This window comes from Mesorhizobium sp. B2-7-1 (assembly GCF_006440735.1).
Lineage (GTDB): Bacteria > Pseudomonadota > Alphaproteobacteria > Rhizobiales > Rhizobiaceae > Mesorhizobium.
Window position 1 is genome coordinate 1 of record NZ_VFUA01000150.1, and the last position, 13,452, is coordinate 13,452.

Here is a 13,452-nt window from a genome sequence, read left to right on the forward strand (position 1 = left end):
GTCGATCAGGCTTTCAAGCGTGTCCTTGAGCTCGGCGGTGTCGTAGAAGCTGGTGGCGCCTTCCGCCCCGGCCAGCTGGAGCCAGGGGTTGGGGCTGCGCGGCTTGAAGAAGCCGGGCTGGCCCATGGCCATCGTCATGAATGACGAGGTCTGGTTGCGGATATCGCGATAGATGTCGCCTTCCGGCGTATAGGCCCAGATCTTGCGGCCCGAGATCGTCTGCCAGAACTGTTCCAGCCGTTGCAGGCGGCGGCTCGGCTCGTTGCCGGCGATGATCGAGGCGTTGATGGCGCCGATCGAGACGCCGGAGAGCCAGGTCGGCTCGCAGCCGGCGTCGGCAAGCGCCTGATAGACTCCCGCCTGATAGGCGCCGAGCGCGCCGCCGCCCTGGAAGACCAGGGCGATGCGGTCATATTGCGCCGTGATTTCCTGGATGGTGGCGGCAGCTGCTTTGCTGCGGTTGCGCTCAAGCACCGGCTTTCTCCAACTCCTTCGCGCCGGCAGCCGATCGGCCGTGGTTCGCGAGGTAATCATGCACCACTTCGCCCAGGCCGAGCGTCAGATCGGCGGTGAAGTGAACCGCCGAGACGATGTCGAGCACCGGCAGCTTCGCGACGTCGGCCATGACGTGCGGGCGAAGGTCGAGCGCGGCGGGCGCCGTCCAGGCTTCCTTCAGCGTGATGTCGGTGAGGTAATAGCGGACCAGCTCGCAGATGCGCGGGCTGCCGTCGACATGCGGGATGATCTTGATCAGGAAATTGGGCGCGGCGAGCGAGGCCAGCACCTGGTCGTGGTCGGCTTCGCGGTGCTTGTAGCCCATGGTGCCGGTGGCGCACAGCACGCTGCCATAGTGCAGCGTGCCGACCACCACTTCGCCTTCATGCACGATCTTGGGGTTGGCAAGCTTCTTCGGGAAACCCCAGAGCTCGCGGCCGCCGGCGATCGGCGCGTCGTCGTCGAGATACATGGAGTGGACATAGCCGCCATGCTGGCCCTTGTAGCGGACAGGGATGACCTGGCCGGTCTCGGTGTAATCACCGAAGCCGGTGGAGTCCGGCATGCGGATGAATTCGTATTTGACCAGCGGCTCGTCGATCTCGAGCGGCGCAGGCACGACGGCCTCAAGTGCTTCGCGCGTCGTGCGGTAGGTGATGATGATGTATTCGCGGTCGAAGAAACGATAGGGGCCGGGCGGGAAGGACGGGTTGGTGAGCGGCATCGCATAGGCGCGCTTCACGACATCGGCGATTTCCATGGCTGGTGCCCCAAACAGGTTTGAAATGACCCCGCGCGAATGCGCTGGCAAGTATGTTGCACGGCAGCATGACAGTGCCGTGTCAACGCCAAGACGGCGCTTCCGGGAGCCGGCAAAAGCCCGCGCGAAGCTGTAATAGCGCCGACATATGGGTGTGGCATTGTGATGCTGCGGCGCACAAATCATGTGCCTTCCCGGCTGTCTGTCTTCATACTCTGTCCTCCTGTCCTCCTGTCCTCCTGTCGCGAGATCTCCCATGGGTTCCCTGTCTTCGAAGAATGCGCTCGTCACCGGCTCGACCAGCGGCATCGGCCTCGCAATCGCCCGTGCCTTCGCCGCCGAGGGCGCCAACGTCACCATCAACGGCCTGGGCGACGCCGCGGCGATCGAGCAGGAGCGGGCCGGCATCGAGAAGGATTTCGGCGTCAAGTGCCGCTACTCGGGCGCCAACATGATGGACGGCGCCGCCGTCACCGCCATGATCCACGAGGCCGAGGAGGCGTTCGGCAGCCTCGACATCCTGGTCAACAATGCCGGCATCCAGCATGTCGCGCCGATCGAGGAATTTCCCGACGACAAATGGGAAGCCATCATCCGCATCAACCTTCTGGCCGCCTTCTACGCGATCAAGGCGGTGGTGCCCGGCATGAAGAGCCGCAAATGGGGCCGCATCATCAACACGGCCTCGGCGCATGCGCTGGTCGCCTCGCCGTTCAAGTCGGCCTATGTCTCGGCCAAGCACGGCATTGCCGGCCTGACCAAGACGGTGGCGCTGGAAGTGGCGCAGAACGGCATCACCGTGAACGCGATCGCGCCCGGCTATGTCTGGACGCCGCTGGTCGAGAAGCAGATCCCCGACACGATGAAGGCGCGCGGCATGACCGAAGAGCAGGTCAAGCATGACGTGCTTCTGGCCGCGCAGCCGACCAAGGAGTTCGTCACCGTCGAGGAGCTTGCCGCGCTGACCCTGTTCCTCTGTACGGACGCGGCCAAGCAGATCACCGGCACGACCCTGCCGATGGATGGCGGCTGGACGGCGCAGTAAGGGCAGCGGCCGTTTCAGGGAAGCTGGCAGAGGTCCCGTCTTCCCTGGCATTTGAATTCTTGACAATCGCGGGGGAGCGTTCCAGCATCCTGGCCAAGGGGTTCCCCGCGACGACCCCGTGAGGCGTCAGCCCAACGATCGCGTCCAAACTCTCTGTATTCTGGAGGTGGACGCCATGCCGTCAACAACCCAAATCACCGTGCCGCAGCTTGCCCGTCTCATTGGCTTGCCGGATGCGCCTTGCCTGATCGATGTGCGCATCGACGAGGACTATGAAGCCGACCCGCGCCTGCTGCCGGCGTCATGCCGGCGCGATTTCAGGACGGTCTCGACCTGGGCTGCAGAATTTTCCGGGCGCAAAGTCGTCGTGATCTGCCAGAGGGGGCAGAAACTGTCGCAAGGCGTTGCCGCATGGCTGCGTCATGAAGGCATTCCGGCGGAGTCGCTTGAAGACGGCTTCGAGGCCTGGGTCGCCGCCAAGGCGCCGTTGGTTAGTGCCGGCGCGATCCCGCCGCGCGACGGGAAGGGGCGCACCGTGTGGGTCACGCGTTCCCGACCGAAGGTCGACCGCATCGCCTGTCCCTGGCTGATCCGCCGCTTCGTCGATCCCAAGGCGGTGTTCCTGTTCGTCGATGCGGCCGAGGTGCCTCTGGTAGCCGATCGCTTCGCGGCGGTTCCCTTCGACATCGAAGGTGTGTTCTGGAGCCATCGCGGCGAGCGCTGCAGCTTCGATACGGTGATCGAGGAGTTCGGCCTGCGCGCCGATGCGCTGGATCGCCTGGCGCTGATCGTGCGCGCCGCCGACACGGCACGCCTCGACCTTGTTCCGCAGGCGGCCGGTTTCCTCGCCGCCTCGCTTGGCCTGTCGCGCATGTTCCGCGATGACCTCGATCAGCTCGAAGCCGGCATGCTCTTCTACGACGCCTTCTTCCGCTGGTGCCGCGACGCGGCGGAAGAGACGCACAATTGGCCCGTCGGAGGCAAGGCGCAATGACAGCGCTTGCCAAGAATGGCGCCGCACGGCCGGTCGAGACCCCGGCCGTGCCGAGCTTCCGTGAAGCGACGCGGCTGTGGGCAAAGATCGGCCTGCTGTCCTTCGGCGGACCGGCTGGACAGATCGCGCTGATGCACAAGGAACTGGTCGAGGAGCGCCGCTGGATCGGCGAGGAGCGTTTCCTGCATGCGCTCAACTACTGCATGCTCCTGCCGGGCCCCGAGGCGCAGCAGCTTGCCGTCTATATCGGCTGGTTGCTGCACCGGACGGCGGGCGGCCTTGTGGCGGGCCTGTTGTTCGTATTGCCCGGCGCGCTGGTCATGCTGGGTTTGAGCGGCTTCTACATGCTCTACAACGACGCGCCGGTGGTCGAGGCGCTGTTCTTCGGCGTCAAGGCCGCGGTGCTTGCCGTCGTCGTCGAGGCGGTGATCCGCATCGGCAAGCGGGCGTTGAAGAACCGTGCGATGGTGGCGATCGCCGTCGCGGCCTTCCTCGCCATCTATGTCCTCAGGCTGCCGTTCCCGCTGATCGTGCTTGCCGCCGGCCTCATCGGCTGGATCGGCAGCCGTTTCGCGCCGGGGCTGTTTTCCGGCTCGGCGCATGGCAAAGGCAGCGCCGATGCCGACCGCCTCGGCGTGGTCGACCAGATGTTCGAACGCGGCGAGCTCGGCCACACTTTGCCAAGCAGATGGCATGCGCTTCGCACCATCGCCATCTGGCTGCCGGTCTGGCTCGGCCCAGTGGCGATAATCACGCTGCTTGCCGGCCCCGCCAGCGTGTGGGCGCAGCTTGGCGGCTTCTTCGGCCTGATGGCCGTCGTCACCTTCGGCGGCGCCTATGCGGTTTTGGCCTATGTCGCGCAGGCGGCGGTCACCTCGTTCGGCTGGCTGTCGCCGGGAGAAATGATCGACGGGCTGGGGCTTGCCGAGACGACGCCCGGGCCGCTGATCCTGGTGCTGCAATTCGTCGGCTTCACCGCCGCCTATCGCCATGCCGGCTTTGCCAGCCCGCTGCTGGCTGGATCGCTCGGATCGCTGCTGACGCTCTGGGTGACCTTCGTGCCCTGCTTCTTCTGGATATTTTTGGGCGCGCCCTACATCGAGCAGTTAAGGCAGAACAAGGCGCTGGCGGCGGCGCTGGGCGCGATCACCGCGGCGGTCGTCGGCGTGATCATGAATCTTGCATTGTGGTTCGCGCTGCATGTCGTGTTCGGCAAGGTCGCAAGCGTCGGCTGGGGCGTGGAGGTTCCGGTGCTGTCGTCGCTCGACTGGCGCGCCGGGCTGCTGTCGGCGGCGGCGATGGTCGCCATGTTCAGGCTGAAGCTCGGCATGCTGCCGACGCTGGCGGGATCGGCGCTGGCAGGGCTTGCGCTGCTGGCGCTGTAGGCCCGCACGCCATCCGATCACGTTAGCGTGAACGAAAAAGCCGACCAGCCGGGAATAAACGGCCCGGTCCGCCGGTCTCCAGGGCATGCGCCATTTGTGCGCAACAGCAGGAGACCATCATGAAGCGGCACGAAGGCAAATACGCACGGGCTGAAGAGGGCGAAGGCGTCAGCCGCTGCCGTCCCGTGGAGCGTTGGAGCTGGGCGCACCTGTTCTGGGCGATACCGCCCCGCCGCCGGCCCTGATCCGTGCCGATCGCAACCATCGAGATCCACGACCATGACGGCGAGCATCCCGTTGCAGCCAGCGATGCGCCGTTCCCTTCCGAGGCGCCCCTTGCTTCCGAGACACTTGACTCCGGTGACACCAATGCCTTCTCCTCCCTCGAAGCAGGCGCCATCGCCTGCGGTCGCGATCTTCACCCGCATGAGCAGGGACAGATCGTCGCCTCCTGCTGAGGACGGCGGCAGACCCATGGCGGGAGCGCCCGACGGCGGAACGGTGTTGAGCGAAAAGATGCTGGCCGCGCGTTTTGCCGAAGTGGTGCTGCCGCATCTTGGCGATGCGTTGTCGCTCGCCCGCTGGCTGACCGGCAATCAAGCCGATGCCGAGGACGTGGTGCAGGAGGCCTGCCTCAAGGCGCATGCGGGCATAGCGGGCTTTGCCGGCGGCAATGCCCGCGCCTGGCTGCTCACCATCGTGCGCAACGCCTCCTACACATGGATGGCCCGCAACCGTCCGCGCAGCGTGGTTGCCGTCGGCGACCTCGCCGATCTCGACGACGTCTCGCCGCCGCCCGACAATGATGCCGACAGCCCGGAGGCGGCGCTGATTGCCAAGGCGAATTCGGCGGCGGTTGAAGCGGCGATCGCCAGGCTGCCGCAGGCCTTCCGAGAAACGGTGGTGCTGCGCGACATAAACGGTCTCAGCTACCGCGAGATCGCCACCATGCTCGGCGTGCCGCAAGGCACGGTGATGTCGCGGCTGGCGAGGGCCCGCGGCCTGTTGATGACGGAACTTGGAGGGCGCCACCATGAGCCCGCATGAAAATCGCCCGCATGAGGATGGATTGCCGCAAGACCCGCAGGATATGAAGCTGATGATCCACGCCCTTGTCGATGGCGAGCTCGATGCCGCGGCTGCCCTGGCGGTCGAGCGGCGCATGGCCGCCGATCCGGAGCTTGCCACCGAACATGCGCGCCTCGTGGCGCTGCGCGGCGCTGTCGCCAGCCTGCCGCGGCCGAGCGTCAGCGACGATTTCCTGGCGCGCATCGCGGCCATCGCCGAGGTGAAGGACGCCGGGGACGCTGTTCAGCCCACAGCCGCGAAGGTGGAGCCGCAACAGCAGCAAGGCAACGTCGTCGAGATGCGGCCGCGCGCGGCACGCTGGTTCAACTCCTTCGACTGGCGCCAGATGGCGGCGTCGATCGCGCTGACGGCTGTTCTGGCCAGCGGCGCGACGCAATGGCTGGCGACGGCGGACAATGGCTCCGACAGTTTCGCGGTCGCCGTCGCCAATGGCCATCGCCGCAGCCTGCTCGCGGCGACCCCGGTCGACATCGTCTCGTCCGACCGCCACACGGTGAAGCCATGGCTCGACGGGCGCATCGGCGTGTCGCCGGCGGCGCCGGACATGGCCAAGGACGGCTACGCGCTGCTTGGCGGGCGCGTCGAGGTGATCGGCGACAAGCCGATGCCGGCGCTGGTCTACCGCCATCACGAGCATCTGATCACGCTGGTGGCCGCACCCCGGCAGAACGAGGCCAAATCGATGCCGGTGGCGGACGACCTCTCGGCGGGCGGCTTCCTTCTGGTCCACTGGACCGACGACGCCTTTTCCTACTGGGCGATCTCAGACGCCGAACGCCCCGCGCTCGACGATTTCGTCACCCGCTTCCGGGCCGCGATCATCGCCAATCCGGCGGCCGGCAGTCCGGGCTAGGGAAAGGAAACTTCTTTGTCGCCGCTATTTTTGAGGCCGATAACCGTTTGACGGGAAGGCAGATGCCCGTCCGCCCGAGATAACAGCGCCAAGCACCGGCCCGGTGCGCCGGCCCCTTGGCGCACAAGTGATAAGTCATGGTCGACTTTGGTATGTTATACACGCCGCGTTCTCGGGGCGGACACGAGTCGATGGATCAGGAAAGACTTCTAGCCGCAGTTCTCCTGGCCGATGTCGTGGGCAGCGTGCCGCTCTATGAGCGCATCGGCGACGATGCCGCCCTGCGGCAGGTCTCGGGTTGCCTCGATGCGATACGCGAGATCGTCGCCCAGCACGGCGGCGACTTCATTTACTCGAAGGGCGATGACGTCCTCAGCCTGTTCGAGAGACCGGAGGCGGCGCTGAGCGCCGTCTGCCAGATTGGCGGCCGACTGGCGAAAGAGCCTTTGATCGCCCGGATCGGATTGCATTTCGGGGCGGTCATTCGCGCGCGGGGCGCGGTGTTCGGCGACGTTGTCAATGTGACCGCAAGGTTGTCCGCCACGGCCAACCCCGGGGAGGTCCTGATCAGCCAGAGCTTCTTCGAAGCCCTTTCCGCGGGCAGCCGCAGTACCTTGCGGCTCCTCGACAAAATGGCCTTCAAGGGAAAGCAGGAACTCTTCGATGTCTATACGCTGAGGAGCGACGATGGGGCCCTCAGCACGCACGTCGCCAATCGAGGCACCTTTGTCGACAGGCGCTTCGCCCCGGCGCCGCAGATCAATCTGGTCATCCGCTATGAAGATCAGGTGCGATCCTGCCGAAACAACGAATTGGTGACGATCGGCCGATCTCGGGAATGCAATATCGTCGTCCCGCGGCCCTGGGTCTCAAGGCACCACGCGACCTTCACCATTTCGAATGGCAAGGTCCGGCTTGTCGAGCGAAGCTCGTCGGGCACATTTGTGTCGATGGGACCCGGTGATGGAGTATTCGTACGCCGCGAAGATATTCTCCTCTTCGGCTCCGGCGTCATCTCGCCTGGACGCAGATCGTCCCTCGGCGACGCCCAGATCCTTCGCTACGAAATTATCTCAGGCTGACCCGGCTTGGCGCATCTCGACGCCAAGACCGGCCGATGCACCTGACTGTTCCGCCGCCGCTGGTGATCTCGGTCCAGTGTTTGTCATGCGCTCCATATCACCGGCAGGTGCAGCCGCCGTCGATGCGCAGCGCGCCGCCGGTGATCATGAACGTCACTCCACCATGAACCGCGAGCTGAAAGGCAGGCCCGCCGCGCCCACCGCCTTGGGCGAACGCTCGATGTTGCCGGCGATTGCGCTTATGCCGGGCATCGCCTGCTCCAGCTCCCGGCAGATCGCCTTGCAGACAGCCTGGGGAGCGTAGGAAGACAGGACGACCGAGGTGATCGGAACGAACTGCTTCAAAGCCGCGATCGACGACTTCATCTGCCCCGCCAGCTCGCGCTGCCATGCGATCTCAGCCTCGCCAAATGACGGCCAGTCCGCGCCTCTTTCCCATAGCTCGGACGTCTGCCTTCCTTGCTTGGTGATTTCCTGTTCGAGCCGCAGGATGCCGACGTCGAAGCTCACCGCGCCAGTGGTGTTGTAGATCTGGTGGTTGAGGACCAGGCGGCTGTGCAAGCGCGCGCCGAGATAGAAGAAAAGATAGTCCGAAAGGTGCTTGGCGACGCCGAACATGCTTTCGCCGCCGGCCGCCGCGGTGATGTCGTTCTGGACGTAGACGGGATAACCGATCTCCCGTTCGACCTCCTCCTGCAAGGCGTCGAACCGCTCTCGGGCCGCCCTGGGGGTCAGCTCGAGCTCCACTTCGTCGCCCGGCAGGGCAAGGCCGATGCCGGCGATGCGCGAATGGAGATGCTGCGGCAGATCGGCGATGGCCTTGGCGATGGCGCTCATGAATTGCGGATGGTTGGTGTCCTGCGCGGCAGCCGAGAACGGCAGCACCGCATGCGAGCGGATCGAGCCGATGAAATCGACGAGCACGACCTCCACCTGCCGGTGGCCGACGCTGATGCCGACGGAATAGGCGCCCCCGGGGTTGAGCGAAAGCGGCACTGTCGGCGGCCCGACCCGACCGCGCTGGGCTTCGCCCTTGGCGATCAGCCCCTCCTGCTCGAGCGAGCGGACGATGACGGATACCGTCTGCGCCGACAGGCCGGTCCGCTCGCCGATCTCGAGACGGGTGATGTGCTTGCTCTGCAGCAGCAGCGACAGCACCAGGCGCTCGTTGTAACCGCGCACGCTAACGGCGTTGAGGCCGCTGGCGCGGTCCGCAATCCGCAGCGGGTTGGGCGGCGCAAAGCGCATATCAGGCATGGTGCGTCCTCTCGCAATCGGTCGTGCGGGACACCCGTATGCCGCGTTTATCTCTCATCCGGCCACCCGATTGCTTCGACTTCGCGGGCCAGCGCACGGCCAAGCGACGCATGCGCCTGTCCGTTGATGTGGAATCCGTCGAGCGGATCGCAGGTGACGACCGAGCCCGCGTCGAAGAAATGCACTTCGAGCGAATCGGCGATGATCTCGAATTCGAGCGCCAGCCGCCGCGACTTCTCCGGCGCGCCGGCGAAGATCGACCGCCATTCCTTGATGTCGTCCAGCATCGGCGGCGGGGAGACGATCATGATCTCGGGCACGCTGCCGCCCGGGCCGGGCTTCAGCTCCTTGATGTCGTAGACGAGGCAGCCCATGGCCATGGCGACTTCCGAAGCCGGCTGGTTGAAGCGCACCTTGAGGTCGTTGGTGCCCAGCATGATGATGACGAGATCGAGAACCGCATGGCTCTGCAGGCAAGGCCTGAGGTAGGTACGCCCGTTCTTGTGAGCCCCCTCGATGGGATCGTCGCGCACCGTCGTGCGGCCGCTGAGGCCTTCCTCGATGATATGCCAGCCGACGCCCAGCTCCCTTGCCATGACACCGGGCCAGCGCTCCGCCGGGCCGTAGCGGTCGAGCGGCGTGCCGCCGGGTACTTGCCCATGCGTGTTGGAGTCGCCGTAGCACAAGACCGATCGCATGCTCCTCCCCGATCCAGCCAAGGTTCTGATTTGCGGAAGTTATCGGACGAGACTCGGCCGTCCGCATCCAGTGACCCTGCCATTCGGCGGAAAGGTAGCGCAAGCCGCAAAGATAATCCATCACTCTGAATAATTATTGACAGCCCGCCGGATCGATGATTGAAAGTGAGCCTGGGAGGAATGCCCCGAACCTTTTGCGCCGATCGGCTGCCATGACCCATGGCGGCAACGCTGGACTTTGTCTCGAGCGGCTATGCGCGCGGGTTGAGCAATGAACTGAAGCAGTGCCGGGATCGCCCCGGCAGGTGCGGCGTTTGGCCATGGCCGGACGCTGATGGGGAAGTCGTGGCCCTGGTCAGCAGGGTCCGTGGAGCTTGAGAAGGAGGATGGCTCAGTGAGACGGATTATCCAATCAATCGCAGCGGCAGTGATCGCGACCACCATGTGGTGCGCTCCCTCGTTCGCCGACGACGTATCGCTGCTCGACGGGGTTACCGCCCGCGCCGGGGACAACCCGACGGTCGAGGCAGGCAAGTTCAAGAAGGATCCGCCCTGGGTCATCGGCATGAGCCATTTCGGCGTCAATGCGAACACCTGGACGGTGCAGGTCGCGCATGAGGCCGAGGCTGCCGCCGCCAAGGACAAGCGTATAGCCAAATTCATCCTGCTCGACGCCGGCTTCGACCAGAAGAAGCAGGTCGCCGACATCGAGGACCTGATAGCCCAGAAGGTCGACGCCATCATCGTCCAGCCGGTCACGTCGACGTCTGCAGACGCGAGCATCGCCAAGGCCGTGGCGGCGGGCATCCCGGTCATCGTGCACACCGGCCGCATCGAGAGCGACGCCTTCACCACCGAAATCCAGGGCGGCGCCGAGCATTTCGGCAAGGTGATGGGCGACTTCCTGGTCAAGGAGCTCGGCGGCAAGGGCAACATCTGGGTGCTGCGCGGGCTCGCCGGCCATCCTGAGGACACCAACCGCTACAACGGCCTGCTGCAGGCGCTGAAGGGAACCGACGTCAAGATCATCGCCGAGGAACATGGCGACTGGCAGTACGACAAGGCCAAGAAGCTCTGCGAGACGCTCTATCTGAACAATCCCGAGGTCGACGGCATCTGGTCTTCCGGCGCGGACATGACACGCGCCTGCGTCGACGTCTTCAAGCAGTTCGGCGCCAAGATCCCGCCGATTACCGGCGAGGGTAATAACGGCTTCTTCGGCCAGTGGATCGCCGACGGCTTCAAGTCGATCTCGGCGGAATACAGCCCTGCCCAGGGCGCGGCCGGCATCCGCGCCGCCGTGGCCCTGCTCGAAGGCAAGGAGTTGAAGAAGCACTACGACTACAACCCGCCCGGCTGGGACATCGAGAAGGTCAAGAAATACTATCGCGACGATCTCTCGGCCAATGTCTGGTGGCCGTCGGAGCTGCCGGAAGACAAGCTCAAGGAGTTCTACGCCAAGAAATAAAAGGTGGCGCTATCGTGGCGCGGGCGGCGGAGACGCGGGCCTGCGCCACCACATTCCCTGAACGCAGCGGTGCTTGTTTCGTGAAAACCCTTGTCGAAATGTCGGATATCCGCAAGGCGTTCGCCGGCACGGCGGCGCTGAAGGGCGTCTCGATCGCGCTTCAATCAGGCTCGGTCCATGCGCTGATGGGCGAGAACGGCGCCGGCAAGTCGACGCTGATGAAGATCCTCGCCGGCGTCCACCAGCCGGACAGCGGCGCCATCCTGCGCGACGGGCGCCAGGTCGCCTTCCACAGGCCGAAGGATGCGCTGGAAGCCGGCATCTCGACGGTGTTCCAGGAATTGTCGCTGCTGCCCAATTTGACGATCGCCGAAAACATGTTTCTCGGCCGAGAGCCAGCCACCGCTTTCGGCGGGGTCGACCAACGCCGCATGCGGCGCGAGGCCGGCAAGGCGCTTGCCGAGCTCGGCCTCACGCTCAATCCGGGCACGCTGGTCTCGAGCCTCAGCATCGCCGAACGGCAGTTCGTCGAGATCGCGCACGGCATCATGACCGAGGCCAGCGTGTTCATCCTCGACGAGCCGACGGCGGCGCTCAATGCCGCCGATGTCGAGGTGTTGAACCGCCACATCCGCAGGCTGAAGGATGAGGGCAAGGCGGTCGTCTACATTTCGCACCGCATGGACGAGATTTTCGCCATCTGCGACACCGTCACGGTCCTCAAGGACGGCGAGCTCGTCGGCACCCGGCCACTCGCCGAGATGACGCCGGCCGCGCTGATCGCGATGATGGTCGGCCGCGAGCTGACCGACCTTTTTCCGCAGCGCGGCGACGCGCCCGGCCCTGTCATGCTTTCGGTCGAGGATTTCCGCATCACCGAGCGCTCCAGACCGTTTTCGCTGGAGCTGCGCCGTGGCGAGATCGTCGCGCTGGCCGGCCTGGAGGGGCAGGGCCAGCAACGCTTCCTGCGCTCGCTGGTCGGTCAATACCACCCCTTTGCCGGCCGCGTGACGATCAAAGGCAAGTCGCTGCCCTTGCCGGTATCGCCCGGCGGCGGCGTGCGCCGGCTGCAGGCGATGGGCGTCGGCTTCGTGCCGGAGGATCGCAAGGAGGACGGGCTCTTCCTCGGCCTTTCGGTGGCGCACAACATCGCCGCCGCGCTCCATTCGAAACGGTCGGAGCTGGCGCTGGCCGCGGGCTATCAGCGGCGGATCGCCGACACGATGTCGAGCCTTGCCGTGAAGGCCAGCGGTCCGGGCGCCATCGTCGGCACGCTGTCCGGCGGCAACCAGCAGAAGGTGCTGCTCGGCCGCTACCTTGCCGCCGACATCGACATCCTGCTCGTCGAAGAGCCGACGCGCGGCGTCGACATCGGCGCGAAATCCGAGATCTACCGGCTGCTGCGCGACTTTGCCCGCAAAGGCGGCGCGGTGCTGGCGCTGTCGCGCGAGACGGTCGAGCTGATCGGGCTCTGCGATCGGATCTGCGTCGTCCACAACGACACGATCGTGAGAGAGATGCCGGCGGCCGAAGCCACGGAGCACAACATCCTCGACGCCGCGCTCAGCGCCAACGGGGAGGCCAATGAGGCGAAAGGAGAGCGCCGATGACAGCCATCAGCAGACGCCTCGCGGGCGCAAGAGGATCGCGGCAGGGCATGTGGATACTGCCCTTGCTGATCGTGCTGGCCATCGCGCTCTGGCTCAGCCTCGAGACCGCGCAGTTCCTCAACGGGGAGAATCTGCTCAATCTGGTGCCGCAGGCGATGCCGCTCGTCATCACGGCGGTCGGCCAGATGTTCGTCATCCTGCTCGGCGGGCTCGACCTTTCGGTCGGGTCGATGATCAGCTTCACGACGGCGGTGCTCGCCCTCGGCGGCCCCGCCTGGGTGCTGATCCCGGCTGTGTTCGTGCTGGCCGCGCTGGTCGGCTTCTGCAACGGCTTCATCATCACCCGCTTCAACGTGCATCCGATCATCGCGACGCTGTCGACGCAGTACATCCTGCTAGGGATCACGCGGGTATTGCGGCCGGTTTCGGGCGGCACGGTGCCCGATATCGTCATCAGCGCCGTGGCCGGGTCCTTCCTCGGGGTGCCCATGCCGGTGTTCTGGGGCATCTTCACGCTCGCGGTCGCCTGGAAGCTGCTCTACGGCTCGCGCTTCGGGCTGCATCTTTTCGCGATCGGCGGCGGCGTGTCGTCCGGCGTGGAGGATGCGGCGCATAATTTCGGCATCGCCGACCGGCGCAACATCGTGCTTGCCTATGTGATCTGCGCCTGCTTCGCGGCCCTGGCCGGCATTTTCCTCGCCGGGCGCATCGTCTCG

The 13,452-nt window shown here is 65.4% G+C and carries 14 protein-coding genes; 10 read left to right on the top strand and 4 right to left on the bottom strand.

Going from position 1 to position 13,452, the window contains the following annotated elements; translation table 11 throughout:
- Positions 1 to 474: patatin-like phospholipase family protein (locus FJ471_RS32180; RefSeq protein ID WP_181179888.1), on the bottom strand; the 474-nt coding region annotated here is incomplete at its 3' end.
- Entirely contained in the window at positions 467 to 1,255 is a 789-nt protein-coding gene (locus FJ471_RS32185; RefSeq protein ID WP_140809568.1) for an acetoacetate decarboxylase, read from the bottom strand. The genes FJ471_RS32185 and FJ471_RS32180, both read right to left, overlap by 8 nt.
- A gap of 256 nt (positions 1,256 to 1,511) precedes the next feature.
- On the opposite strand from FJ471_RS32185, the gene FJ471_RS32190 reads away from it, so the two are divergent.
- From FJ471_RS32190 to FJ471_RS32220, 7 genes are all read left to right on the top strand, one after another.
- Entirely contained in the window at positions 1,512 to 2,300 is a 789-nt protein-coding gene (locus FJ471_RS32190) for a 3-hydroxybutyrate dehydrogenase (protein ID WP_140809570.1), read from the top strand.
- Positions 2,301 to 2,475: 175 nt separating this feature from the next.
- Positions 2,476 to 3,294 carry a sulfurtransferase/chromate resistance protein gene (locus FJ471_RS32195; RefSeq protein WP_140809572.1) on the top strand — a complete coding sequence of 273 codons (819 nt, stop codon included), beginning with the start codon at positions 2,476 to 2,478 and terminating at the stop codon, positions 3,292 to 3,294.
- Entirely contained in the window at positions 3,291 to 4,679 is a 1,389-nt protein-coding gene (chrA, locus tag FJ471_RS32200; protein WP_140809574.1) for a chromate transporter, read from the top strand. The genes FJ471_RS32195 and chrA overlap by 4 nt, the downstream gene beginning before the upstream one ends.
- Positions 4,680 to 4,927: 248 nt before the next feature.
- Positions 4,928 to 5,137, top strand: coding sequence for a hypothetical protein (locus tag FJ471_RS32205; RefSeq protein ID WP_140809577.1), 210 nt, complete (start codon positions 4,928 to 4,930; stop codon positions 5,135 to 5,137).
- A 16-nt stretch (positions 5,138 to 5,153) separates the two neighbouring features.
- The gene (locus FJ471_RS32210) at positions 5,154 to 5,726 is read left to right on the top strand and encodes a sigma-70 family RNA polymerase sigma factor (RefSeq protein WP_140809579.1); all 573 of its coding nucleotides are present in this window, start codon (positions 5,154 to 5,156) and stop codon (positions 5,724 to 5,726) included.
- Complete coding sequence (locus tag FJ471_RS32215; protein ID WP_140809581.1) at positions 5,713 to 6,621, top strand: anti-sigma factor; 909 nt, start codon at positions 5,713 to 5,715, stop codon at positions 6,619 to 6,621. The genes FJ471_RS32210 and FJ471_RS32215 overlap by 14 nt, the downstream gene beginning before the upstream one ends.
- A gap of 191 nt (positions 6,622 to 6,812) precedes the next feature.
- Entirely contained in the window at positions 6,813 to 7,703 is an 891-nt protein-coding gene (locus FJ471_RS32220) for an adenylate/guanylate cyclase domain-containing protein (protein WP_181179890.1), read from the top strand.
- A 153-nt stretch (positions 7,704 to 7,856) separates the two neighbouring features.
- Here the strand turns inward: FJ471_RS32220 and FJ471_RS32225 are convergent, their stop codons facing one another.
- On the bottom strand, positions 7,857 to 8,960 hold the full coding sequence (locus FJ471_RS32225) for an ROK family transcriptional regulator (RefSeq protein ID WP_246684887.1): 1,104 nt from the start codon (positions 8,958 to 8,960) through the stop codon (positions 7,857 to 7,859).
- A gap of 47 nt (positions 8,961 to 9,007) precedes the next feature.
- Positions 9,008 to 9,658 (bottom strand): SGNH/GDSL hydrolase family protein, encoded by a 651-nt coding sequence (locus FJ471_RS32230; RefSeq protein ID WP_140809586.1) that lies wholly within the window; start codon positions 9,656 to 9,658, stop codon positions 9,008 to 9,010.
- A 394-nt stretch (positions 9,659 to 10,052) separates the two neighbouring features.
- Between FJ471_RS32230 and FJ471_RS32235 the strand changes: the two genes are divergently transcribed.
- From FJ471_RS32235 to FJ471_RS32245, 3 genes are all read left to right on the top strand, one after another.
- Positions 10,053 to 11,126: an ABC transporter substrate-binding protein gene (locus tag FJ471_RS32235; RefSeq protein WP_041000474.1), complete on the top strand. Its 1,074-nt coding sequence runs from the start codon at positions 10,053 to 10,055 to the stop codon at positions 11,124 to 11,126.
- Between the two features lie 80 nt (positions 11,127 to 11,206).
- Positions 11,207 to 12,736: a sugar ABC transporter ATP-binding protein gene (locus FJ471_RS32240; protein ID WP_140809588.1), complete on the top strand. Its 1,530-nt coding sequence runs from the start codon at positions 11,207 to 11,209 to the stop codon at positions 12,734 to 12,736.
- A partial coding sequence (locus FJ471_RS32245; protein ID WP_140809590.1) for an ABC transporter permease occupies positions 12,733 to 13,452 on the top strand: 720 nt, incomplete at its 3' end. The genes FJ471_RS32240 and FJ471_RS32245, both read left to right, overlap by 4 nt.

Excerpts from the sequence above, each read along its gene's own strand:
- FJ471_RS32210 (WP_140809579.1), top strand. The coding sequence starts at position 5,154 with ATGGCGGGAGCGCCCGACGGCGGAACGGTGTTGAGCGAAAAGATGCTG.
- FJ471_RS32220 (WP_181179890.1), top strand. The coding sequence starts at position 6,813 with ATGGATCAGGAAAGACTTCTAGCCGCAGTTCTCCTGGCCGATGTCGTG.
- FJ471_RS32230 (WP_140809586.1), bottom strand. The coding sequence starts at position 9,658 with ATGCGATCGGTCTTGTGCTACGGCGACTCCAACACGCATGGGCAAGTA.
- FJ471_RS32215 (WP_140809581.1), top strand. The coding sequence starts at position 5,713 with ATGAGCCCGCATGAAAATCGCCCGCATGAGGATGGATTGCCGCAAGAC.
- FJ471_RS32190 (WP_140809570.1), top strand. The coding sequence starts at position 1,512 with ATGGGTTCCCTGTCTTCGAAGAATGCGCTCGTCACCGGCTCGACCAGC.
- FJ471_RS32225 (WP_246684887.1), bottom strand. The coding sequence starts at position 8,960 with ATGCCTGATATGCGCTTTGCGCCGCCCAACCCGCTGCGGATTGCGGAC.
- FJ471_RS32185 (WP_140809568.1), bottom strand. The coding sequence starts at position 1,255 with ATGGAAATCGCCGATGTCGTGAAGCGCGCCTATGCGATGCCGCTCACC.
- chrA (WP_140809574.1), top strand. The coding sequence starts at position 3,291 with ATGACAGCGCTTGCCAAGAATGGCGCCGCACGGCCGGTCGAGACCCCG.
- FJ471_RS32195 (WP_140809572.1), top strand. The coding sequence starts at position 2,476 with ATGCCGTCAACAACCCAAATCACCGTGCCGCAGCTTGCCCGTCTCATT.